Annotated in this window: 23 protein-coding genes; 14 read left to right on the forward strand and 9 right to left on the reverse strand. The window is 46.5% G+C overall.

What is annotated here, in order from left to right:
• The first annotated feature begins 56 nt into the window (after positions 1 to 56).
• Positions 57 to 938 carry an NAD-dependent epimerase/dehydratase family protein gene (locus RH46_RS06025; protein WP_006878494.1) on the forward strand — a complete coding sequence of 294 codons (882 nt, stop codon included), beginning with the start codon at positions 57 to 59 and terminating at the stop codon, positions 936 to 938.
• Positions 939 to 978: 40 nt separating this feature from the next.
• On the opposite strand, the gene dsdA is transcribed toward RH46_RS06025, so the two are convergent.
• Positions 979 to 2,319: a D-serine ammonia-lyase gene (gene dsdA, locus RH46_RS06030; protein WP_040895287.1), complete on the reverse strand. Its 1,341-nt coding sequence runs from the start codon at positions 2,317 to 2,319 to the stop codon at positions 979 to 981.
• Between the two features lie 232 nt (positions 2,320 to 2,551).
• On the opposite strand from dsdA, the gene dsdC reads away from it, so the two are divergent.
• Positions 2,552 to 3,502 carry a DNA-binding transcriptional regulator DsdC gene (dsdC, locus tag RH46_RS06035; protein ID WP_006878496.1) on the forward strand — a complete coding sequence of 317 codons (951 nt, stop codon included), beginning with the start codon at positions 2,552 to 2,554 and terminating at the stop codon, positions 3,500 to 3,502.
• A 33-nt stretch (positions 3,503 to 3,535) separates the two neighbouring features.
• On the opposite strand, the gene RH46_RS06040 is transcribed toward dsdC, so the two are convergent.
• Positions 3,536 to 4,231, reverse strand: a complete 696-nt coding sequence (locus RH46_RS06040; RefSeq protein WP_006878497.1) for a VC0807 family protein — start codon at positions 4,229 to 4,231, stop codon at positions 3,536 to 3,538.
• 424 nt (positions 4,232 to 4,655) lie between these two features.
• Between RH46_RS06040 and RH46_RS06045 the strand changes: the two genes are divergently transcribed.
• Positions 4,656 to 5,939, forward strand: coding sequence for a DEAD/DEAH box helicase (locus RH46_RS06045; RefSeq protein WP_006878498.1), 1,284 nt, complete (start codon positions 4,656 to 4,658; stop codon positions 5,937 to 5,939).
• A gap of 39 nt (positions 5,940 to 5,978) precedes the next feature.
• On the opposite strand, the gene RH46_RS06050 is transcribed toward RH46_RS06045, so the two are convergent.
• From RH46_RS06050 to RH46_RS06060, 3 genes are all read right to left on the reverse strand, one after another.
• Entirely contained in the window at positions 5,979 to 6,440 is a 462-nt protein-coding gene (locus RH46_RS06050) for a copper resistance protein NlpE (protein ID WP_006878499.1), read from the reverse strand.
• 206 nt (positions 6,441 to 6,646) lie between these two features.
• Positions 6,647 to 7,546 carry a DMT family transporter gene (locus RH46_RS06055; RefSeq protein ID WP_006878500.1) on the reverse strand — a complete coding sequence of 300 codons (900 nt, stop codon included), beginning with the start codon at positions 7,544 to 7,546 and terminating at the stop codon, positions 6,647 to 6,649.
• Positions 7,547 to 7,600: 54 nt separating this feature from the next.
• Positions 7,601 to 8,158: a helix-turn-helix domain-containing protein gene (locus RH46_RS06060; RefSeq protein ID WP_006878501.1), complete on the reverse strand. Its 558-nt coding sequence runs from the start codon at positions 8,156 to 8,158 to the stop codon at positions 7,601 to 7,603.
• 162 nt (positions 8,159 to 8,320) lie between these two features.
• Between RH46_RS06060 and RH46_RS06065 the strand changes: the two genes are divergently transcribed.
• The 6 genes from RH46_RS06065 (at position 8,321) to RH46_RS06090 (ending at position 13,664) form a co-directional block, all read left to right on the forward strand.
• Positions 8,321 to 8,935, forward strand: coding sequence for a LysE family translocator (locus RH46_RS06065; RefSeq protein ID WP_006878502.1), 615 nt, complete (start codon positions 8,321 to 8,323; stop codon positions 8,933 to 8,935).
• Positions 8,936 to 9,046: 111 nt separating this feature from the next.
• A complete protein-coding gene (locus tag RH46_RS06070) occupies positions 9,047 to 10,582 on the forward strand; it encodes a glutamate synthase-related protein (protein WP_006878503.1) in 1,536 nt (511 codons plus the stop codon).
• 109 nt (positions 10,583 to 10,691) lie between these two features.
• Positions 10,692 to 11,762 (forward strand): threonine aldolase family protein, encoded by a 1,071-nt coding sequence (locus RH46_RS06075; RefSeq protein WP_006878504.1) that lies wholly within the window; start codon positions 10,692 to 10,694, stop codon positions 11,760 to 11,762.
• Positions 11,763 to 11,796: 34 nt separating this feature from the next.
• On the forward strand, positions 11,797 to 12,138 hold the full coding sequence (locus tag RH46_RS06080) for a MerR family transcriptional regulator (protein WP_006878505.1): 342 nt from the start codon (positions 11,797 to 11,799) through the stop codon (positions 12,136 to 12,138).
• A 58-nt stretch (positions 12,139 to 12,196) separates the two neighbouring features.
• The gene (locus tag RH46_RS06085) at positions 12,197 to 13,060 is read left to right on the forward strand and encodes a PhzF family phenazine biosynthesis protein (RefSeq protein WP_006878506.1); all 864 of its coding nucleotides are present in this window, start codon (positions 12,197 to 12,199) and stop codon (positions 13,058 to 13,060) included.
• 64 nt (positions 13,061 to 13,124) lie between these two features.
• Positions 13,125 to 13,664: a hydrolase gene (locus RH46_RS06090; protein WP_006878507.1), complete on the forward strand. Its 540-nt coding sequence runs from the start codon at positions 13,125 to 13,127 to the stop codon at positions 13,662 to 13,664.
• A gap of 24 nt (positions 13,665 to 13,688) precedes the next feature.
• Here the strand turns inward: RH46_RS06090 and RH46_RS06095 are convergent, their stop codons facing one another.
• Positions 13,689 to 14,609 (reverse strand): LysR substrate-binding domain-containing protein, encoded by a 921-nt coding sequence (locus tag RH46_RS06095; protein WP_006878508.1) that lies wholly within the window; start codon positions 14,607 to 14,609, stop codon positions 13,689 to 13,691.
• A 121-nt stretch (positions 14,610 to 14,730) separates the two neighbouring features.
• On the opposite strand from RH46_RS06095, the gene RH46_RS06100 reads away from it, so the two are divergent.
• The 3 genes from RH46_RS06100 to RH46_RS06110 all read left to right on the forward strand — a co-directional run bounded on the left by RH46_RS06100 (position 14,731) and on the right by RH46_RS06110 (position 16,624).
• Positions 14,731 to 15,624 carry a DMT family transporter gene (locus tag RH46_RS06100; protein ID WP_040895297.1) on the forward strand — a complete coding sequence of 298 codons (894 nt, stop codon included), beginning with the start codon at positions 14,731 to 14,733 and terminating at the stop codon, positions 15,622 to 15,624.
• 86 nt (positions 15,625 to 15,710) lie between these two features.
• Positions 15,711 to 16,061, forward strand: coding sequence for a DUF2850 domain-containing protein (locus tag RH46_RS06105; protein ID WP_006878510.1), 351 nt, complete (start codon positions 15,711 to 15,713; stop codon positions 16,059 to 16,061).
• Between the two features lie 164 nt (positions 16,062 to 16,225).
• On the forward strand, positions 16,226 to 16,624 hold the full coding sequence (locus RH46_RS06110) for a putative signal transducing protein (RefSeq protein ID WP_006878511.1): 399 nt from the start codon (positions 16,226 to 16,228) through the stop codon (positions 16,622 to 16,624).
• A 110-nt stretch (positions 16,625 to 16,734) separates the two neighbouring features.
• Here RH46_RS06110 and gcvP read toward each other — a convergent pair whose 3' ends face one another.
• From gcvP to RH46_RS06125, 3 genes are all read right to left on the reverse strand, one after another.
• Positions 16,735 to 19,599 (reverse strand): aminomethyl-transferring glycine dehydrogenase, encoded by a 2,865-nt coding sequence (gene gcvP, locus RH46_RS06115; RefSeq protein WP_006878512.1) that lies wholly within the window; start codon positions 19,597 to 19,599, stop codon positions 16,735 to 16,737.
• A 121-nt stretch (positions 19,600 to 19,720) separates the two neighbouring features.
• Complete coding sequence (gene gcvH / locus RH46_RS06120; protein ID WP_006878513.1) at positions 19,721 to 20,101, reverse strand: glycine cleavage system protein GcvH; 381 nt, start codon at positions 20,099 to 20,101, stop codon at positions 19,721 to 19,723.
• A 35-nt stretch (positions 20,102 to 20,136) separates the two neighbouring features.
• Positions 20,137 to 21,432, reverse strand: a complete 1,296-nt coding sequence (locus RH46_RS06125) for a serine hydroxymethyltransferase (protein WP_006878514.1) — start codon at positions 21,430 to 21,432, stop codon at positions 20,137 to 20,139.
• A gap of 373 nt (positions 21,433 to 21,805) precedes the next feature.
• Here RH46_RS06125 and RH46_RS06130 point away from each other — a divergent pair, with 373 nt between their 5' ends.
• Together RH46_RS06130 and gcvT are read left to right on the forward strand one after the other, a co-directional pair.
• Positions 21,806 to 22,426 (forward strand): helix-turn-helix domain-containing protein, encoded by a 621-nt coding sequence (locus RH46_RS06130; protein WP_006878516.1) that lies wholly within the window; start codon positions 21,806 to 21,808, stop codon positions 22,424 to 22,426.
• Between the two features lie 257 nt (positions 22,427 to 22,683).
• On the forward strand, positions 22,684 to 23,802 hold the full coding sequence (gene gcvT / locus RH46_RS06135) for a glycine cleavage system aminomethyltransferase GcvT (protein WP_006878517.1): 1,119 nt from the start codon (positions 22,684 to 22,686) through the stop codon (positions 23,800 to 23,802).
• Positions 23,803 to 23,846 lie beyond the last annotated feature (44 nt).

The following is a 23,846-nucleotide window of genomic DNA, read 5'->3' on the forward strand; positions in this document are numbered from 1 at the left end:
TATTATTCACGGGGCTTATTTTTGATATTTCTCGACATCGGCGACAAGGGAATGTGATGAAAGTATTAGTTACAGGTTCAGCAGGCAGAGTGGGCCGTGCGATTTACGTGAAATTAATGAGAACTCACGATGTTGTGGGGATCGACAAAATCCCTTGCTCTACCGCTGATTATATTGGTGACATTCGCGACAGTGAAATGGTTAAGCAAGCTCTAGCGGGAGTCGATGTTATTGTTCATACCGCCGCTTTACATGCGCCGCATGTTGGCTTGTTGACAGACGATGAGTTTCAGTCGATTAATGTTGATGCCACAGAGCAACTCGCTCTAGAAGGCATCAAAGCCGGAGTCGAGCAGTTCGTTTTCACCAGTACCACGGCTTTGTATGGTCATGCATCTACGCCAGATGGAATTGCGGGTTGGATAGATGAACGAGTCGCACCTTTGCCTAAGTCGGTTTACCACCGAAGCAAGATCGCCGCTGAGGCGAAACTAAAAGAGATTTCACATCTGTTCGGCCTTCCGGTGACCGTGTTGCAAATGTCGCGCTGTTTTCCTGAATCGGCAGACTTAATGGCGCTTTATCGTCTGACAAGAGGTATCGATGCGCGAGATGTAGCGACGGCCCATTTGCAAGCAATAGAAAAGCGTTTAACCGGTTTCAATCGTTTTATTGTTTCCGGGGCCACGCCGTTTAGTCGTAGTGATTGTGAACTTCTCTATAGCGATGCCAGCAGTGTCATTAGACAAGTTTGTCCCGAGGTTGCAGAAGTATTTGAACGGTGTGGTTGGGTGTTGCCGTCCAGGCTTGATAGGATATATGACTCATCGGCTGCTCAGAAGCTGTTGGATTGGGCTCCTGCCTATGGCTTTCAGGCAGTGTTAGAAATGCTGGATAATGAAACAGCGGAAGTCCTTCCTGTCTTGAAGCGCGGTTAAGTTGCTAATGGCGCCAGCACAGCGCCATGATAGATTAACGTTACATTTCTACCCTGTGAGCAGCATCTAGATAGCTGCGCATTTCTTGGTCTGGAACCATTCCTCCGCCTGTGGCCCAAACCAGATGAGTCGCATTATTCATTACTTTGTCGTCGAACTGCATTCGTTGGCGATATTCATGGTTGTTGGTCACTACCACTGGCCCCAGCATTCCAGCTAAAGCAGAAGGTTCCAGTTGAATATCTTCCAACTCGCTTAATTGGCCGAGTAACTGATACATACGTTGATCAGAGACGGTAAAGTAGCCGTCTAATAGCCGTTCCATTGCTCGCCCGACAAAACCCGATGCCCGACCAACCGCAAGGCCATCCGCGGCGGTAATATTGTCAATACCGATATCCTGAACACAGATTTCATCGTGCAGACCAGTATGAACACCAAGCAGCATGCAAGGGGAGTGGGTGGGCTCGGCGAACAGGCAGTGGACATGATCACCAAAGGCCATTTTCAGGCCGAAGGCAACACCACCAGGGCCACCACCGACACCACATGGTAAGTAGACAAACAGCGGGTGCTCTGCATCGACTAGGATACCTTGTTGTGTGAATTGTTGTTTCAAGCGTTCCCCGGCAACCGAGTAGCCTAAGAACAGGGTTTGAGAGTTTTCATCATCGATGAAGAAACAGTTAGGATCGTTTTCTGCCTCTTTTCGCCCCTGAGCGACCGCCGCACCATAGTCCTGTTCATACTCGACGACAGTTACACCATGAGAGCGAAGCTTGGCTTTCTTCCATTCTCTCGCATCAGCCGACATATGAACTGATACCGAGAAACCCAACTTGGCGCTAATGATGCCAATAGACATCCCCAGATTACCTGTTGAACCAACCGCAATACTGTATTGTTGAAAGAAATGGCGAAACTTTTCGCTAAACAACTGACTGTAATCGTCAGATTCGCTTAGCAGTCCAGCCTCAATCGCTAGCTTCTCTGCATGTGTCAGTACTTCATAAATACCACCCCGAGCTTTAATTGAACCAGAGATCGGTAAGTGACTGTCCTTTTTAATAAGAAGGCGTCCTGCTATTTGAGTATGGTACTGGCGCTCAAGTTGAGTCTGCATGTTGGCGATGGTGACTACGTCAGATTCAATGATTCCTCCTGTTGGCGCAGTTTCTGGAAACGCTTTAGCAAGATAAGGAGCGAACCGAGTGAGCCTGTCACTGGCGTCTTGAATATTAGCGGCAGCGAGTCCAACGTAAGGCAAGCCTTGCTCAAGAGTTGTGATAGCAGGGTTAAACCAAGCTACCTCTTTAAGTTCGATAAGCTCTTTGACTAAAGGATATTGCTCAATAAGCAGTTCAGTGTGAGTTGTCATCATAAGCCCTTGTTGTAATTGTGTCGGACAGCGGTGTTATCAATGAGTACATTACACAGAACTGCTGCACATCTGACAAACGATCAATATTCATCTTTACATGAACCAGATTAAAACAAAGGTGTGATGTGATGGCGGTTTAATAGATTTTTCTTATCATGTTGTTATTTGTTTCATGTGAATGAATTAAAATAGTGCATCAAGGCAGATGTTTTAGATCAACAAGAGTTTCGATATGTATACGAAAGAGAATTTATTCAGTCAGCAGAGCCGAATAAATAGTTTTCAGCTTGCCAAGCTCCATACCTTTGAAGTGGTGGCGAGACACTGTTCTTTCTCTTTAGCGGCTGAAGAACTTTCTCTCACACCCAGTGCTATATCCCATCGCATCAATAAGCTTGAACATGAGATTGGTGTCCGACTGTTTACCCGAACTCACCGTAAGATAACCCTGACCGAGCAGGGGGAGCGTATCTATCAATCCCTGCAAAGAACGCTCAACGATCTCAATCAGGAAATTCATGATGTGAAAAGCGGCGATATCTCTGGGCCGTTGACTGTCTATACCCGACCTTCTTTTGCTCAGTGTTGGCTGGTACCACGTATTCATTTATTTAAAGAGCATTACCCATCCATCGACCTTAAACTCCTGACAGGTAATGAAAAGATAAACTTTCAGGGATACGGTATTGATGTCGCAATCTATTTCGATGACCACATGCCGGAAAAGCTGTTCTGCAAAGAGATACTGTCGGAAACCATTATCCCGGTTTGTACCCGAGAGTATGCTGACAAACATCAGCTCAATGCGGCAAAGGAAAACCTGCGCCATGTCACCTTACTTCACGACAATCAGGCCTGGGGGTATGACTCCAATCAAGATGAGTGGAACAGTTGGGCACAGGCGAACCATATTGCCGACGTTTCAGGGATTTCAAGTATCGGCTTTGATCGTTCTGACCTCGCGTTGGTCGCAGCACTTAATAATGCTGGAGTTGCAATGGGGCGCTACAGTCAGATAAAGGACAGACTCTCTTCAGGAGAGTTAGTGACTCCATTTCCTGACACGCAAGTGCTATGCAAGCAGAAGTATTATGTTGCGACCTCTGCCGATAATCATTCGCCGAAGGTAAAGCTATTTATTGAATGGCTTGAGGCTCAAGCCAAGAGAACGGTTAGCCCCTAGTTAACAGCCGTTGTTACAGGGGCTAAAGAAAAACTACTTAGTATGGAAAATCTGTTCTGTTTCCAGTGAGGTCATAGCGCGGATTTGACGCCAAACGTAGTAAAAAATACCGAACATCATCAACATGCTTGGAATAGCAATAATCGGGTAGCTGTATAGCGTGAGTTTACCTAGCTCTTCGTTGAACTCAGGTGTTCCTGCCGGACTAGTAACAATCCAGGTCGCAAGGAAATAGTTCATTGCTGAAGAGAATGCGAAGGTACTGGCGAATAAATAGTTCGATGACATTAGACAACGCTCGAAAGCTTGCGATTTACCATTCTCTTTTAAGCGCTCAGTGATTAAGGCTAGGTTTAGTACGCTGTCGTTAAGTACCATCTTTTGCATGAATGGGTAACGCGTAAAGGTTGAAACCAGTACAGCCAAACCAATAAGACCTGGGATCAATGCTTCTTTAAGGGCTAGCCAACGCGTATCTAGCTCCAATAGACCAATCCCGCCAGTTAATAATACGCTGACAAAGCCCAAGGCTGCGATAAAATTGAATTTCTTGTTGCGGACAAGATCCATGCCGCCGTAAGCAATCGGAAATGCCAGAGCAACAACCAGTGCCATCGCGGTTCCCAGATGTTCATCACCACTGAACTTCATCAGAATGAATGAAGGGATGACAACGTTAAATAAGATCTCGAATAGAGGATTCGACTTTTTTTGGCTGGTGCTGTTCATAATTTCCTACTGACTCTACAAGGTCGGCTTGCGTATAAATTTCGAGAGGAAGTGTTCATCGTATAGCGTCAGATGTAAAGCACTAAAGTACCAGTTATGTAACTACATATGAAATAAATCGGATCGGCGCATGACTCCAACCCCTCATTTACAATTATAGCTTTAAACCAATCAACCTAACGTTTGCCTGAGTGGGCTCCGGCACCAGATTAACTATTATTGGTACTGTTGCCACAACTTACCCGAACGCTCAGGTGGGACAGGTTGATAGCTAAGTGATGTATAAATGGCTAGAACCGGCTAAATTTAGTGGGAATTTAAGCTAATTTCACATTAACACTCCCATCTCGGGATTATTGCTCTATAATCAGCGACCGTAATTTTGGTTACGCTTAATATTTGTCGTTAGCTTTAGGAACAAGATATGTCATTTGCATCACAAAACTTTTCTCCAGAAATCGTGAAAGCTCTTACTGAATGCGGGTATGAAAAACTCACTCCAGTACAGCAAAAAGCGATTCCTTTAGCTCGCCGTGGACATGACATTCTAGCTAACGCTCAAACAGGTACTGGTAAAACCGCTGCTTTTGCATTGCCGATCGTTCAGAACATTCTTGATAGCGATAAGTCGGCTAACCGACACCAGACGCGTGCGGTTATCTTGACTCCAACACGTGAGCTGGCAGAGCAGGTAGCGTCGAATATCCAAGATTACACTAAATACACTGATATCAAGACAGTCGCGATTTTTGGCGGTAAGAAAATGGCGACCCAGCAAAAAGCGCTGGAAGCTGGTGTTGACGTGTTGGTTGCCACTCCGGGTCGTTTGATTGAGCATATCGAACTTAACAACGTTTCCTTGGCTAACTTAGAGTTTCTGGTATTTGATGAAGCAGACCGTATGTTGGATATGGGCTTTATCGCTTCGATTGAAAAGATCATGTCTGGCGTAACCACTAAACCACAGACAATGCTATTTTCAGCGACCTTCTCTACTCAAATGAACAAACTAGCGAGTGAGATCTTGCGTCAGCCAAAACGTGTTTCTGTTGCGCGTGAAAACGTAACGGCAGATACCATCGCGCACGTTGTTTACCCTGTAGAACAAGAGCGTAAGCGCGAGCTACTGTCAGAACTGATTGGTCGTAAAAACTGGAAACAGGTGCTGGTGTTTGTGAACTACAAAGAGACAGCAAACGAGTTAGTCAAAGAGCTTAAGCTTGACGGTATTAAAGCGGTCCTTTGTCACGGTGATAAAGCGCAAAGTGCTCGTCGCCGTGCGCTTGAAGAGTTCAAAACAGGTAAAGCGCGAGTAATGATCGCAACGGATGTTGCTGCTCGCGGTCTTGATATCCAGAACCTGCCACACGTCGTTAACTTTGATATGCCTTTCCTTGCAGAAGACTACGTTCACCGTATTGGTCGTACAGGTCGCGCTGGTCAGCGTGGTAACGCAGTGTCATTTGTTAACCGTGAAGAAGAACTGACACTACAGCAGGTAGAAACTCTGATTGGTCAGCGTATCTACCGTAAAGAGCTTGAAGGTTACGAGCCAAAGAACCGCGATGCACTGCTTGAGAAAATGCACTCTAAACCTGCATTTAAGAATCGTAAGACTCGCACCAACAACCCAAGTGATGCGAGCCAGGGTGAAGCAGAGCGCCGCTCACGTTTACGTCGTATGATTCGCAACAAGAACGGTAAATAGCAAAAAGGAGCCCTGAGGCTCCTTTTTTATTGCTGGTGGTTACTGTTTATGTAATTGGTAATGCTCGGCTAAATCACCTTCTACCCGTTCGCCATTCATATCTAATTTAAACAAGATATTTTCGCCGACAAAGTATTGGTTTGCGCCAGTTTCATTTTCAAGAGTGATGATGTTGCCTTTGTCATTCCAGTGGAACTGACCCTGGGATTCAAACAAGCCATCTTCTTTACCCAGATAAGTCTGCGTTGCAGTGTAACTACCATCGTGGTTAAGCGTGATTTGGGTTTCGATACCGCTGCAGTCTGCACAGGGCAATATGCCGACATACGTACCGTTCCAATCTAGCGCCGTATTTGCGGTGTGTTGGTTATCGGCTGGGGCATCAATGACAATTTCTGCCTGAGCTTCAGCGATGGGTTTAGCGCTTTGCTGTGGTTGTTTGTCTTGGCAGCCAGCTAACACAAAAGCAGCACCAGTTAACAGGAGTAGGGCCTTTTTCATCTTAGGTTCCTTTGCTTACGGGGGATGACGTTATAATATCGCCGCACTGATTCTGACCGTCAATGAGAGGTGAGGTTTTGGTTAAGCTTGATTACGCTCTTGGTCAATGCTCTGACTAAAAGCTAACGGATTAAACCATCCGGTTAACACCTTTATCGAATCAACGAGCAACGACTTGTCCCAATTAAACAAATCGTTGTCTTGCGTTAGTTGCGTCTTAGCGGCGTCAGTAAGTGTTTACCAAACACATTAATCATTGCGCCAGTGACAATTAAACCACCGCCCAAGAAGGTCCACACTGATGGAACTTCGTTAAACAGCCACACGCCAAGCAGGGCAGAGAAAACAATTTGAATATAGGAGTAGGCGGATGCCTTACCCGCTGCCTGAGTCTGCATTGCTTTGGTCAGGCCGTATTGACCTACCTGCGTAAATATACCGACCAACACGAGCAGGAATAGCAGCGGTAAACTTGGCCAGATAAAGTCTTGCCACATTAGAACCACAGATGTTGGCAGAGCCATCAACGGGAAGTAGAAAATGATTACCGAGCTGTCTTCGGTCTGACTTAGTTTACGTACGATGACATAAGCGATAGAACTTCCTAGTGCGCCAAGTAAAGCGGTGGTGACACTGAATATCGGCAGTTGATAATCAATGTTGCTATTGAGGCTAGGCTGAACCATAGCCCACAGACCGGCGAGGCAGAAAGCAATGCAGATCATGGTTGATGTCTGAATACGTTCTTTCAGAAACAGCAGTCCAAGCAAAGCGGTAAAGACCGGATGAACGTATTGGAGAATTGTCGCTTCCGCCAGAGGAAGTGTGGTGACTGAGTAGTAGACGCACATCAGAGCGATGGTACCAATAAATCCTCTCACCAACAGCAGAAGCTTGTTGTTGCCCCATACGGAAAGGCGCTTACGCTTGATATCGATATAGCTGATGATCAACGAAACCAGTGCGCGGGCGGCGACAATTTCAAATAATGGTATACCGTGATTGCTGACATACTTCACGCAGGCTGACATTAATGCAAAGCCAAGCGCTGAAAGAAGCATAAAGCGAACCCCGACAGGGATCTGAGTGAAATAGCTGTTTGGCATAATAGTCATCGCATTAAATAAATATGGCTCGAAGTACTTTGTTTACGGAGAGCATTAACGATATTCCGAAATCAACATCGCTTTGGTGTTGGGTTCAAGTGCCTCAAACATATGCGGACGGTCACCCGGGTAGGTGATGTAGTCACCCTCACTGAGTTCATGAGCGTCATTAGTGGTACCTAGTCTGGCTCGCCCCTGGATAATCACAACATGCTCGATAGTACCCGGGTTATGGGGCTCAGAGTAAAATGGTTCGTTTGGTGCTACTTCCAACCAATAGATGTCACGACTCGCGTTTGGTGGACAAGCTGCCAACAACGTCGCTTGATAATCTTCACTTTTAGAAAAAACCGATACGCCTTCTCCGTAGCGAATAACTTTGGTCTCTGCACTCGGCTCTTCAATCAGTCGAGAAAAAGGAATGTCTAACACTACACAGATTGACCATAGGGTTTCGATACTCGGGTTACCTGCTCCGTTTTCTAACTGCGACAGAGTTGATTTAGCGATTTGAGCCCGTTTCGCCACTTCACTAAGGCTTAGCCCTGAGCGTTGTCTTTCTCTGGATAACGTCGCAGCAATTTGAGCAATCGGTGGCTTTTTCATGGTCATAACAGATTTCCGTAATGCGGTTGGCTTGTTCATTATAAAAAACAAGAGGACGATTTGACAAACGCTTTCTTTGTGTTCAGTATAAAAAATGTTCGTTCAATATATCGAATTTACGTTTGCTAAAGCGAACAATGTCCAACGCTGAAAAAGGAAAACGGGAATATGGAATATCTGCTCTCTGTCGCTCTGTTTGCTGTGTCATCTTCGGTCACACCGGGCCCGAACAACATTATGGTGATGACATCTGGTGTTAACTTTGGTGCGCGCAAAAGCTTGCCACTGCTGAGTGGCATATGTGTTGGCTTTACCATCATGTTACTGCTGGTGGGCGTGGGTTTCGGTCAGGTGTTTCACTTTTTTCCCCAACTTGAACTGATCATTAAAGTGCTCGGTAGCGCTTATTTACTCTACCTGGCGTGGCAAATCGCGATAACCAAAGAGATTGGCAAAGGACAGCAGCAAGGGGCGCCGTTTGGGTTTATGAAAGGGGCACTGTTCCAGTGGGTCAATGCTAAGGCATGGGTGGTAGCGATTGGGGCTATTTCTGCTTTTACCACTGTTGGCGAAGGGTATTTTTCTCAAAACCTCACTATTGCCGGGACGTTTCTGGTCGCATCTTTTCCTTGTGTCGGAGTATGGCTGATGTTCGGTTCAGCGCTGCGTCGTTGGCTAACCAAGCAGCACTATTTGCGCTGGTTTAACCTGACCATGGCCATGCTGCTTGTGGTGTCGATTGTGCCGGTGATCCGAGGTGTGGTGGAACAAATCATCGTGTAGAAAGCTCAAGTTACTGCTTGTATTCGTTTGAGAATCGAGCAGCGATAGCCTGTCATTGTTCTACGCTTATCAATAGCCATCAATATAGATAGGTATTAAAAGGAAAGCACTATGAGCAAGCCAGTTATCGCCAGTAACAAGCCAGTCAAGGTCGAGCTATCTAAGGGTAATGAATATTACTTCTGCCGTTGTGGACGATCTAAAAAGCAACCCTACTGTGATGGTTCTCATGCCGGAACAGAGTTTAAGCCGATGAGTTTCACAGCGGAAAAGGACGAAGAAGCTTATTTGTGTCAGTGTAAGCACTCGGCTAATTTGCCGTTTTGCGATGGTACACATAAGAAGTTTACTGCTGAGCAAGTGGGTCAGGAAGGCCCGGGAATAGAGGCTTCAACTCAAGGTGCTCCGATAGCGGTTGCTACTGTTGAAGAACCCGCTGTAGAACTGATTCACCAACTGGCTCGTGAAGGGCTTTCAAAGCTTGGACATCATGGTCCTATGACTGCAATGGGAGTACCACGAAATCTGCTGCCTGATTGGGATGATATCCAAATAATGGTGGCGCAGATGGCGACGAAACCATTAATGGAAGATGCGCAGGTGACGACAGAACTGATCATCGGCCCTGAGGTAAAGCGTCCGTTAAAGCTGGATATTCCACTGTTTGTTTCTGATATGAGTTTTGGCGCTTTGTCGGAAGAGGCAAAGGTATCTCTGGCTAAAGGTGCAGAGCTGGCCGGCACTGGTATTTGTTCTGGGGAAGGAGGCATGTTACCCGAAGAGCAGGCGGCTAACTCGCGCTATTTCTATGAACTGGCCAGCGCCGGATTCGGATATAGTGAAGACAAGTTACTTGGTGTGCAGGCGTTCCACTTTAAGGGCGGTCAGGGGGCGAAAACCGGTACCGGAGGTCACCTGCCTGCCAGCAAAAACATCGGTAAGATTTCACAGGTTCGCGGTATTCCTGAAGGTCAGCCAGCTATCTCTCCACCAACGTTTAAAGATCTTCATACCAGTCAGGACTTTGCCAAGTTTGCCGATAGAGTCAGAGAAATCACGGGCGGCATCCCTATTGGCTTCAAACTCAGCGCCAATCATATAGAGCAAGATATACAGTTTGCTTTGGATGCGGGAGCGGATTACATCATTCTTGATGGTCGAGGTGGCGGTACAGGGGCTGCGCCAGCTATGTTCCGCGATCATATTAGCGTGCCAACTATCCCGGCTCTGGCACGTGCCAGAAGGTATCTCGATCAGCAGAATGCGTCCGGTAGAGTGACCTTGATTATCACTGGCGGGCTGCGTCTGCCGATGGATTTTGTGAAAGCGATGGCATTAGGTGCGGATGGTGTGGCGATTTCGAACAGTGCTATGCAGTCGATTGGTTGTGTAGCCGCACGAATGTGCAATACCAATAACTGTCCTGCCGGAGTTGCGACACAAAAAGCCGATTTAAGGCAGCGACTGAATGTGGAGAAAGCCTCTCATCAGTTGCACAACTTCTTCCGTGCCTCAGTCGAGATGATGCAGGTGATGGCAAGAGCCTGTGGGCATAACTCGTTGAGTGGCTTTAATCAAAACGACTTAGCAACCTGGAGTAAGGAGATGTCCCAGTTGTCGGGCATTCGTTATTCTGGCTATAACTGATCGCCTGATGCAGGGTGAATGATTTCATTTGCCCTGCGTCCGTCAGATATTTACAGCTCTGTGCTAACGGGTTAGATTGCAAAAGGCATGACAATCTATGGAAAGAACAATGAGCACCCAGCTAAAACAACTCTGTACAATCCACATTCCCGGCAATAAAGAAGACTCTCCCGCTGAACACTTTTCTAAAATGGCGCAATGGTGCGAGCAGCACGATATTGAACACGATGTGTATGGCGAAGGAGAAACCATTCAGGCGTTCGAGAAAAAGGTCGCAGACCTGTTAGGCTATGAGGCTGGTTTGTTCGTCATCACGGGTACCATGACTCAACCGACGGTACTTGAACTGGTCACTAAGCAAAAACGCAATCCAATTGTTGCGATGCACCCTTCCAGTCACATCTATCTTCACGAAAGGCAGGGGTACCAGCTGCAAAACCGCTTCAATATCTTACCGATTGGTAATGCTTATAAACCATGGAAGCTTGAAGACCTTCAGCAGTGGCCAGATGAAATTGCGGCGGCTTTGTACGAGTTGCCAATGCGTGAAATTGGAGGTCAGTTACCTTCGTGGCAAGAGTTGAACGAGATTAAGCAATATTGTGCTCAGAATGGCATTCACCTACATATGGATGGTGCGCGTTTGTGGGAGACTGCTGCATACTGGCAAAAAGAGTATCAGCAGATAGCGCAAGGATTTGATAGCGCTTATGTCTCACTCTACAAGGGGATTAACGGGCTCGGTGGTTCAATGTTACTTGGCTCGAAACAATTTATTGAACTGGCCTCGATGTGGATGAAACGTCAGGGGGGCAATGTTTATCACAGGACGCCGTATATCGTCTCAGCGGCAATGCAGTTTGACGATAGGCTTGCTCAGTTGCGAGCGCTGTTCGAACGTACTAAGCAGGTTTATCAAATCATTGAAGAGTTCCCAACATTGGCGGTTAATCCTCCCCAGCCGCAATCGAATATGCTCCATCTGATCTTACCTTTCAGTCATAAGGAAGCGCTGGAACTTCAACAGGCATTTGCAACCAAGCGCGGTATCTGGTTTGGCAATCCGCAGGTCACAGCCCATCCAAACCAATCTGTGGTTGAATGGTATGTCGGTGACAACCTGTTAGCCCTTGATGACGAGCAGTTACGCGAGTTTTTTGCTGAGTTGACCACCAGTTAACGCTGCATTTTCCGGATAAGGAGCATTCGACAAGATGAAAATAGGCGTAGTTAGCGACAAGACCGGACTTGGAATTCATACAATTCGGTACTACGAAAAACAGGGGCTGGTAATACAACCGGAGAAAGACGCTAGCGGTCACCGTTCTTATACTTCAACCGATGTTGATGTATTGAATTGGGTATCCTGCATGAAGAATTCGGGCATGTCGCTTAGTAAGATCAAGAAGTACACAGAGGCCTTTTATGCGGGCGATAAGTCGCAATGTATCGCCTTTCTCCAAGACCACCTTGAGCACCTCTATAAACAGCAACAGGATATCGAGCACTATATCGAGGTGACAGAAAACAAAATAAATCGCTTCAAAAACGCTTGACCTAGAGTATGGTCTAGATTGCTAACCTCATTGAACTAACCCAATGAGGAGCAGCAAAATGGAAGTGAAAGTAGCAATTGTCGATGCGTTTGTAGATGGTGAAAAAGGTGGTAACCCAGCAGGTGTTGTGCTTAATGCCGACCAACTGACTGACCAACAGAAACTGTCGATTGCGAACCAAGTAGGCTTGTCGGAAACCGCCTTTATTTCTCATTCGACCAGTGCCGACTTCAAGCTCGACTTTTTTACCCCACAGAGACAGATCGCTCATTGCGGTCACGCCACTATCGCCAGCTTTAGTTATCTGTCTCAGCTAGATTTGATTCCACAATCTCATACTTCGAAAGAGACCATTGATGGCAATCGAAACATCATTGTTAAAGATGGCTTTGCTTATATGCAACAGCTAGCGCCACGCTATACTGATATCACTGAAGAAACACCGAGAGTGCTGGCAGCGTTAGGGTTGAGCTCAGAGCAGGTAACAGCCCAACCCGTCATCGCCAACACAGGTAACGGCTTTATTTTGGTCGGAGTGAAAGACATAGCGACGCTACAGGGCATTGTTCCTGACCATTCCTTGATTAATAAGCTGTCAGAAAAACACGACCTAATCGGTTTCTATGTATTTAGTCGCGAAACAAATCTGCCAGGTCGAGATGCGTCAACAAGAATGTTCGCGCCTCGTTACGGCATTAAAGAAGAGGCAGCAACGGGTATGGCTGCAGGGCCATTGGCATGTTATCTCTACGACTACCTGAAACTGGAACAGACTCGATTTGTGATAGAGCAGGGCTATTCCATGCCGATGCCTTCACCAAGCTGCATTGAAGTCTCCATCTGTGTTGAAAACGATGCTATATCCTCACTGCTTGCTGGTGGTGTAGGTGTTCCTTCTCGCTTTGTGACGATGGAGATTTAGTCGCTGATGGTAAAATAGTGTAGGTTAGTCATTGGGTTGACTAACCTTCTTACATGGAGGACGTATGCTTGACAGAACAAATACAGGACTGGTGATTGTTGATGTGCAGGGAAAACTTGCCAGTCTGGTTCATGATTCCGATACCCTGATTGCAAACTGTGCCAAGCTGACTCAGGGAGCTCAATTGCTAGGGTTGCCTATAGTCTGGCTGGAGCAAAACCCTGAGAAACTGGGCCCAACGGTAGATTCTGTACGTCAGTTACTTAAAGATGTAACACCGATCAGCAAGTTTACCTTTAACGGCTGCGGTGAACCTGAGTTTGTCGAAGCTGTTCGTCAGGCAAACGTCGAGAACTTTTTGCTATGCGGTATCGAAGCGCACATCTGCGTCTATCAAACCGCGCTGGCATTGGCACAGCGCGATTATGACGTTCACCTGGTGACGGACTGTATATCCTCTCGCTTAGAGCAAAATAAACAACTGAGCGTCCGCAAACTATTGAACAAGGGGATAGACATTACTTGTTTGGAGATGTGTCTCTATGAGCTGGTCAAAGATTGTCGTAGTGATGAGTTCAGGTCGATCTTAAAGCTGATCAAATAACGTTGAGCTGCAAAGAGACTAACCTCAGTCATCAGCCCTGTCATCTTGTGTATCGCTAAACTCTTTTTCTACCCAAGATTTTAGTTTGAGGACATTATCGTTACGCAGTTTGTCCGGTTTACAGACAAAGAAAAACGCCTGATGGGGGTTATTAACCGGTTTGCCTATCTCGACTAAAAAGCCGTGTTTGATTTCATCACGGACAAACAAACGGTGAGTGACAAAGACGCCGAGCTTTTGTATCGCCGCCTGTATCGCATGAACAGAGGCGATAAAGTTTAAATTGTTATGCTGCTTAGGCACTGGCAGCGAGTTACCCTCACACCAGACATTCCAGTCATTTTTTCTCCGTAAGTTGTCAGCATAAATAGCGGGATAGCGTTGTAATAATTCAGCGGCGGAAGGTCTGGATTGCGATGATTCTAATAACTGCGGACTGCAAACGAGCAACAACTCATCATCACCGAGCTTCTCGCAATAGTAATCCTGCCATTCATCTGTTTTACCGTGGATGATAGCGACATCGACCCCCTCCTGATTTAAATCAAATGCACCAATAAGATTTGACAGGCGCACATCGACATCAGGTGCGTGGTGCTGAAAGTCATTCACCTTTGGAACCCACCAGTGAATCGCCAATGAGTTGACCATATTGACGGTGATTTTGCTCGATTGAGGCTGTTGAGTTATCGCTTCTGTTGCATCGACGATAGCGGTTAAAGCGGGAGCAATGTCGTTGTAATAATTCTGGCCAATTGAGTTGAGCTGAACTTGTCTGCCCACGCGCTGAAAAAGTGGTTGGCCGAGTTGCGACTCAAGGCTTTTGATCGCTTGACTGATAGCAGAATGACTGACACTGAGTAAATCTGCGGCTTTGGTCATACTGCCAGTCTCTGCGACAGCCACAAATGCATACAGAGATTTTAGAGGTGGTCGTCGATTCATATGTAAGTTTTGCTAACAGGTTTGGTTAAATATATTCGTTTTTTATCCGCTTGTCATTGCAATAGTATGAGCCTGCCTATAGGGAGGAATCATATTGCTAAATAACCGTGCTGTACCTTATATGCTAGTTTCAACGCTCAGTTTGTCGTTAACTGGTCTATTTTTAAAAAAACTAACAGAAATGCTAAGCGTCGACTTGTTGACATTTCTGCGTCTTCTAATGCCTGCACTGCTGTTTTTCTCCATCGTCGTAATGTCGAAGTTGCATTGGCCGCCAAGGAACTTAATCAGACCTATTATCGTGCGTGCTCTGTGCATAGCGGCATGCCAACTCTGTTTTATTGCCTCACTGAGCAGGTTATCGCTGGTGGAAAGTTCGGTACTGTTTGCGACCGGACCTATTTTTATTGCTGTGTTAGAAAAACTGTTGTTTCAGGTTGAGATTAAGACTCAAACTAAATTTAGTTTAGTTGCCACTTTTATAGGAGTTGTATTGCTGGCGGGAGATGTGTCTGGTATCCAGTTCCGACCTGAATTGTTAATCGGTTTGGCGTCCGGAGTGTTTAGTGCGGGATCTCAGGTGAGTCTGTTTCGTGCCAGCAAAGCGGAAGTTGCCCCTGCGACCATCAACGGGTGGACGTTTCTCATTGCCGCTGTTAGCGTCTTACCGATCTTGTCCATTTCCGGTCTGTCCGTCGCGGATCAGAAAATCCTGTTAGCGCCAATAGAACATGGTGCAGTGTGGTTGCTGTTATGCACACTGTCAGTCTCTGTCGCGACGACTCAGATAATGCGCTCAAAAGCGTACAAACTGGCGCAGACGAACTCTCAGATTGCTCCACTGATCTTCACTAGTTTGCTGTTCAGCACACTGTGGCAGGTACTGTTCTTTGCTCAGACGTTCTCAAACTATCAGATAGCGGGGGTTGCACTAATTGTCACTGCTGCAGTGATGAACAGCTTTGCTGCTCAATTATATAAGTTGATTAGCGTTGCCAGCGCCCGGTTGGTGTGAATGTTGTTAATAACAAATTTATCAGTATGAGCTAAGGTTAATGTGAGGAGAGTTATTCTTAACCGCGTGCGCGGGGGAGGATATAAATGAAAGAATACCGGACAGTCATACTGGTCTCATTAGGAGCCGTATGTTTAGTCTCAATGGTATTGGCGAGTTACTTTATGATCAGTCAGTACCGTGCGAAGGCTAGAGCTGAACTGATGGGAGAATGGGTGGAATCTCGTGTCGCTGGCTATTCTGCTGCGACGGTTCGTATCGGCAAAGATGGCGTATATTGGGATCAACACCTGGTCAGTACAAAATATACGTTTGACGGAGAGTTACTCGAGTTCACAAGAGGGGGGCGCGAGCAACGATTCACATTCGATATGGATAAAGGGACACTCGTCCATCTGAATGGTGATTACAAAGCGGTTTTTAAGAAGTCAGAATGACCAGAACGTCATAGAAACTTAGCTATTATATTATTGATGTGTCCGGATGCTATGTGGTTAACATCACTCAGTATTCGGGCACGTTCTTGTTTATGAGCATGAAGAAAGCAACACTGATGTGATAACCTCCGCTGTGTTGTAGCAATGATATCCGGAGAACAGTAATGGTAGTAGCAGAGCGTTATTCGTTTCCTTATGAGGCTCAGATTGCCAAGGCGAGTTTAGAAAGTGCCGGCATTGAATGCTGTATCGCCGACGAACATACCGTTAATGCTCAGTGGCTGTACTCTAACGCTATCGGTGGTGTAAAGCTGATGGTCGCGGAGGAAGACTTAGATCAGGCTCGACTTATCCTGAGTAGTGATTTTTCGGCTGCACTTGAATGTGAGGAGGAAGTGAACACTGCCGACGAGTGCCCTCACTGTGGCAGCACTGATCTTATTGCTCACACGCAAGGTAAGCGCCCGGCATTTGTTGTTTTCATACTGCTTGGCTTTCCGCTGTTTTTCTACAAGCATGGATATAAATGTAACCAGTGTGGCGAGTTTAGTCACAAGCTGTAGATAGAGAGGAATAGGCCTTCCATAGCAGGCAAGAAAAAGGCGAACCCAATGGTTCGCCTTTTGTTTTTTAAGTCAGTTTTCAACTTGGTTATCTGTGATCAACTACCAAATTAATCTTCGTAGTTGTCGATGCTAGGGCAGGAACAGATTAGGTTACGGTCACCGTAAACGTTGTCTACGCGGTTAACCGTTGGCCAGTATTTCCAGCTCTTAGTTGCTGGTGAAGGGAAACAGCCTAGCTCACGAGAGTAAGGGCGATCCCATTCGTCTTTCGACAGGTCAACTTGAGTGTGAGGTGCGTTAACCAGAGGGTTGTTCTCTAGCGGCCATTCACCGTTCTTCACTTTAGCCATCTCTTCACGGATTGTGATCATTGCTTCACAGAAACGGTCTAGCTCTTCCAGATCTTCAGACTCCGTTGGCTCAACCATTAGTGTGCCCGCAACCGGGAACGACATAGTTGGCGCGTGGAAACCGTAGTCCATCAGACGCTTAGCGATATCTTCTTCGCTGATGCCTGTCTCTTCTTTTAGCGGGCGAATATCGATAATACATTCGTGTGCTACGCGGCCGTTAGTGCCACGGTAAAGAACAGGGTAGTGAGGGCGTAGACGCTCCATCACGTAGTTAGCATTTAGAATCGCGACTTTCGTTGCATCTGTCAGACCTGCTTCACCCATCATCGCGATGTAAGCCCACGAGATAGGAAGGATAGAAGCACTACCAAGGTCAGCTGCTGAGATAGCGTAATCATCACCTTCGACACCGTTTTCGATGTGACCAGGCAGGAAAGGTGCCAGGTGCGATTTAACACCGATAGGACCCATACCTGGACCGCCACCACCGTGTGGGATACAGAAAGTTTTGTGTAGGTTCAGGTGCGAAACGTCAGAGCCGATAAAGCCAGGAGAAGTCAGACCAACCTGAGCATTCATGTTAGCACCGTCTAGGTAAACCTGACCGCCTGCTGCGTGTACCATTTCACATACTTCTTTCACTTGCTCTTCGTATACGCCGTGCGTAGAAGGGTAAGTGATCATGATGCTTGATAGGTTTTCAGCGTGTTTTTCGATTTTAGCCGCCAGGTCGACCATATCGATGTTGCCCTCGTCATCACACTTAACAACGACTACCTTCATTGACACCATTGAAGCTGTCGCTGGGTTCGTACCGTGTGCAGAACTTGGGATAAGACATACGTTACGGTGTCCTTCTCCGCGGCTGTCATGGTAACGCTGGATAGCGATAAGACCTGCGTATTCACCTGATGCACCAGAGTTTGGCTGAAGCGAGAATGCGTCGTAGCCAGTGATTTCACATAGCTTTTCTTTCAGGTCTTTTGCCAAAGCAGAGTAACCTGCTGCCTGATCCATTGGTGCGAATGGGTGAATTGAGCCGAATTCAGGCCATGTCACAGGGATCATCTCAGCAGCAGCGTTAAGCTTCATGGTACAGCTGCCCAGAGGGATCATACCGTGAGTCAGTGAGAAGTCTTTGTTCTCAAGCTGCTTCAGGTAACGCATCATCTGTGTTTCGCTGTGGTGCGTGTTGAATACAGGGTGAGTCAGATACTCAGAAGTACGACGTAGTGCTTCTGGAATGGCTGCAAATTCGTTACCAGTGATCTCAGATGACAGTGCGTTAACTTCATCTTTCACGCCAAATACTGCGAATAGAGCTTCGATATCAGCAGTTGTGGTTGTTTCGTCACAGCTGATACCTAGTTTGCCATCTAGCTTACGTAGGTTCAGATCAGCTGCTTGAGCTTTTGCGTATAGCTCTTCTGTTTGACCAGCCGTGTTGATAGTGATGGTGTCGAAGAAGCTGTTGTGAGCCAGTTCGAAACCAGATTTAGTCAGACCAGCAGCCAAAATAGCGGTCATGTGGTGCGTACGACGAGCAATTGTGCGCAGACCTTCAGCGCCGTGATAAACAGCGTAGAAAGAAGCCATGTTTGCTAGTAGTGCCTGAGCAGTACAGATGTTTGATGTCGCTTTTTCGCGGCGGATATGTTGCTCACGAGTCTGCATTGCCATACGCAGTGCCTGGTTGCCGTTGCTATCGATAGAAACACCGATAACACGACCTGGCATAGTACGTTTGTGCTTGTCACGTGTTGCCATAAATGCTGCGTGTGGACCACCGTAGCCCATTGGTACGCCAAAGCGTTGTGCACTACCGATTACAACGTCTGCGCCCATTTCGCCAGCAGGCTTAAGCAGAGCAGAAGCCAGCAGGTCTGTCGCTACCGTTACCAGTGTTTTATTCGCTTGCGCTTTTGCGATAACGTCAGTCAGATCACGTACTTCACCAGTTGTGCCAGGATACTGAACTAGTGCACCGAATACGTCTTGCTCCGGAAGAGACTCTAGAGTGCCAACCAGTACTTCAAAACCAATGTACTTAGCACGAGTTTTAACTACTTCAAGCGTTTGTGGGTGAACGTCATCTGCAACGAAGAATACGTTGCTCTTACTCTTACCAGCACGCTTACATAGCGTCATTGCTTCGCCAGCGGCGGTTGCTTCATCAAGTAGCGACGCGTTGGCAATGTCCATAGCAGTCAGGTCCATTACCATCTGCTGGAAGTTAAGCAGCGCTTCTAGACGGCCTTGAGAGATTTCTGGCTGGTATGGTGTGTAAGCCGTGTACCAACCTGGGTTCTCAAGTACGTTACGTAAGATTACGTTAGGCGTAAAAGTGTTGTAGTAGCCCTGACCAATAAAGGTACGCTTAATTTTGTTTTGGTCAGCAAATTCGCGCATTGCAACCAACATGTCTGCTTCGCTTTTCGCTTCAGCAAGGGTCATTGGCTTTTCCAGGCGAATTTGCGCTGGAACTGTTTCTTCGATCAGTGCATCCAGGTTAGCTACGTTGATCGCGTCCAACATCTTCTGTTGGTCAGATTTGTTTGGTCCGTTGTGGCGTGCAACGAACTCATTTTGTGTGCTGAGGCTTTGAAGTAATTCAGTCATTGTCCTTTACCTACTCCATCATTCGGGTAACGGATTACAGCGTTACTGATAATATTAATTATACGTCCGAACTTTGAAAAAAAGCTGCCACCTGAACGGGGCAGCTTTGCTGATTTCCTAATTACTCGTCTTCGATTGAGTTTAGGTACTCTTCTGCGTCTTTTAGGTTGTCTAGTTCAGATGCGTCAGACATCTTCACTTTAACAATCCAACCGCCTTCATAAGGTTCTTCGTTAATAAGCTCTGGGCTGTCTTCTAGCTCTTCGTTGATTTCAACAATTTCACCAGTGATTGGTGCGTAGATATCAGAAGCCGCTTTAACTGACTCAACAAGTGAGAAGCTATCACCTGCTTCGATTTCGTCTTCTACTGCTGGAAGGTCTACGAATACTACATCGCCAAGCATCTCTTGTGCGTGCTCTGAAATACCGATAGTTACTGTGCCGTCACCGTTGTCACGAACCCATTCATGGCTATCTGCAAACTTCAGTGTGTTGTCCATTGCTTATTCTCCAAAAATAACTTTATTAAAATTGTTTACTGGTAAAGTGGGAAGCGAGCGCAAAGTGTTTTCACTTCTTTACGAACACGTTGCTCTACTTCAGCGTCACCTTCAGGGTTATTTACTAGCCCATCCAGTACATCGCCAATCCAGTTACCGATGAGTTTGAATTCTTCAGCGCCAAAGCCGCGGCTTGTTCCCGCAGGCGTACCCAAACGGATGCCCGATGTAATCATAGGCTTCTCTGAATCGAATGGGATGCCATTTTTGTTACATGTGATCCCAGCACGTTCTAGGGCTTCTTCTGCTTTGTTGCCTTTCAGTCCTTTAGGACGTAGGTCAACCAGCATCAGGTGCGTATCTGTACCACCAGTCACAATGTCACAACCGCGAGTTTGCAATACTTCCGCAAGAACTTTTGCGTTGTCGATCACTGAATCAATATAAGTTGAAAATTCAGGACCTAACGCTTCACCAAATGCGACTGCTTTAGCTGCGATTACGTGCATTAGTGGACCGCCTTGCAGACCAGGGAATACCGCTGAGTTAATCTTCTTGATGATATCTTCGTGGTTGGTCAGGATCATGCCGCCACGTGGGCCACGTAGTGTTTTGTGCGTTGTTGTAGTCACAACGTGTGCATGCGGTAGTGGGCTAGGGTGTGCACCCGTCGCGATAAGGCCTGCGATGTGAGCCATATCGACCATTAGGATAGCGCCTACTTCGTCAGCGATTTCGCGGAACTTAGCAAAATCGATGGTACGAGGAATAGCACTACCACCTGCGATAATCATTTTAGGTTTGTGTTCAACAGCGAGTGCGCGAACATCTTCGTAGTTGATTTCTAGCGTTTCGCGGTCAACACCGTACTGAACAGCATTAAACCATTTGCCAGAAAGAGCTGGGCGTGCACCGTGTGTCAGGTGGCCACCTGCGTCCAGAGACATGCCTAAGATAGTGTCACCAGGCTGAAGTAGAGCCAGTTTTACAGCGCCGTTGGCCTGTGCACCTGAGTGAGGCTGAACATTCACATATTCACATTTGAACAGTTGCTTAGCACGCTCAATTGCGATTGCTTCAACCGTATCCACGTGTTCACAACCACCGTAATAACGACGGCCAGGGTAGCCCTCGGCATATTTGTTGGTTAGACACGTGCCTTGCGCTTGCATTACCGCTTTAGAAACAATGTTCTCAGAAGCGATAAGCTCGATTTGTTCGTTTTGACGTGTGAACTCGGCTTGGATTCCAGCGAATACAGCGTCGTCAGTAGCAGCAAGGTTGGTAGAGAAAAAATTCTCTAGGCTATGATTTTGAAACGGTTTGTTCATGGTAGATGACCTTCCATTCGTGCTGACGAGATTTATAGGTACGTTAATTGGTACTCGTCAGTTCTACTTCTTAGTCTGCTCATATCACTTAATGAACAGGGTGAATTTCCATACCCCAAAACAGCGGGGAAAACTGAAACCAACTCGTCAATTTGTTCGACGTTTGGCTTCTGAAATAACATCTCTACAACTAACAAGTTGGTAACATAGCGGTTGTCGAAGGAACAATCAACCAAAAATTTCCTATTGGAAACAAGGTTTCTATTTTTGTTAACAAGAGCACGGTTTATTTCTCATTCGCACCTTTCTTCCATTTTACGCTTCGTGCACAATGAAAATGAGACAGGAAGTAGCAGTAAATAAAGAGGGAAATATGCCCGAAGATATCTTTGACGAGTACCCATCATTGACTCTGGCTAAAGAGGCAGACGAAAACATTGAACCGCTGAAACTAGGGCAACGAATTAAGGACATTCGCGGCAAGCTTGGCATTACCTTAGAAGAGGCCAGTCAGCGTACTGGACTCGCTCGTTCTACCCTAAGTAAAATAGAGAACGAACAGATTTCTCCAACCTTCCAGGCGATGCAAAAATTGGCGGTTGGGTTGCAGATAGATATGCCGCAACTCTTTGAGCCACCAAGGAAAAAGGTTGCAACAGGGCGTAGGGATATTACCAAGGCGAATCAGGGTAAACCGCATCCAACACCAACCTATGAGCATGAGCTACTCGCGACGCAACTCTCTAACAAGAAGATGATGCCGTTTAAGAGTCAGGTGCATGCTCGAAGCTTCGATGAATACAGTGACTGGGTCCGCCATGATGGTGAGGAGTTTCTGTTGATTCTATCGGGTTCTGTGATGTTCTATTCTGAGTTCTATGAACCTGTTGAAATGAGCGAAGGTGATAGTGTCTATTACGACGCGAATATGGGGCATATGTTGATCTCCACGAGTGACCAGGACGCACACATTTTGTGGGTAACCGCTAAATAACGTAATTTGTTTGTTAATTTCTTATAGTGAATGCAAACGGTTGCTTTTGATTTTTGCGTGAATACAATAACGCCATCTTGACTAATTCTCGGTCAAGATGGCGTTTTATTTGCAGTTGTTATTGTGAATATGATGTTAAATGTCACATTTTGAACGGTTCTGTTGTTGTTAATCGTGCAAATTCTATCTACTCGTGTTTATTATTGGAAACAAGGTTTCCTTGAATGGAAAACGAACCTGACTAAATGGAGACAACAATGACTCAAGAACTACTCAAAACACCTTTGCACGCTCTGCACGTTGAAGCAGGCGCGAAGATGGTTCCTTTCGCAGGCTACGATATGCCGGTTCAGTACAAACTTGGTGTAAAGAAAGAGCATCTGCATACACGTGATGCTGCAGGCCTATTTGATGTTTCGCATATGGGACAACTACGCCTGCATGGTGAAGGCGCAGCTGCATTTCTTGAGTCTCTGGTTCCTGTTGACATCATTGACCTTGCTTCAGGTAATCAGCGTTACGCTTTCTTTACCAATGAACAGGGCGGTATCATGGATGACTTGATGGTTGCTAACTTAGGTGATCATCTATTTGTTGTTGTTAACGCTGCGTGTAAAGAGCAGGATATCAATCATCTAGAGGCGCATCTGCCTTCTGGCGTAGAGCTGGAAATCATAGACGACCGCGCTCTATTAGCTATCCAAGGCCCTAAAGCCGTTGACGTTCTTAAGCGATTCAACCCTGAAGTGGCAGATATGCTGTTTATGGACGTTAAGAAACTCGACATTCTTGGTGTAGAGTGTATCGTCAGCCGCAGTGGCTACACAGGTGAAGATGGCTACGAAATCTCTGTACCAAACACTCATGCTGAAGAGCTTGCACAAAAGCTAACGGGTGAAGAAGAAGTAGAGTGGATCGGCCTTGGTGCTCGTGACTCACTACGTCTTGAGTGTGGTCTGTGTCTATACGGCCATGATCTTGATACCACGACGACTCCAGTGGAAGCTAGCCTACTATGGGGCATTCAGAAAGTTCGCCGCATTGGTGGTGAGCGTGAAGGTGGTTTCCCAGGCGCAGATATCATCCTTAAGCAGATTGAAAGTAAGGATGTTTCACGTAAGCGTGTCGGCCTTGTTGGCCAGACGAAAGCGCCTGTCCGTGAAGGCGCAGAGTTATTCGATGCTGAAGATAATAAAGTTGGTGTTGTAACCAGTGGTACTGCTGGTCCAAATGCAGGCAAACCAGTTTCTATGGCTTACGTGCGTGCAGACCTTGCTGCGATCGGCACTGAACTATTTGCAGACGTGCGCGGTAAGAAGTTACCAATGACGGTTGAGAAGATGCCGTTTGTACCGCAAAGGTACTACCGAGGTTAGAATAGGTGACCTAAGTAAATTCTTATGTTAAAACCTCTCAATTC

Origin of the sequence: Vibrio brasiliensis LMG 20546 (assembly GCF_000189255.1) — a bacterium.
Lineage (GTDB): Bacteria > Pseudomonadota > Gammaproteobacteria > Enterobacterales > Vibrionaceae > Vibrio > Vibrio brasiliensis.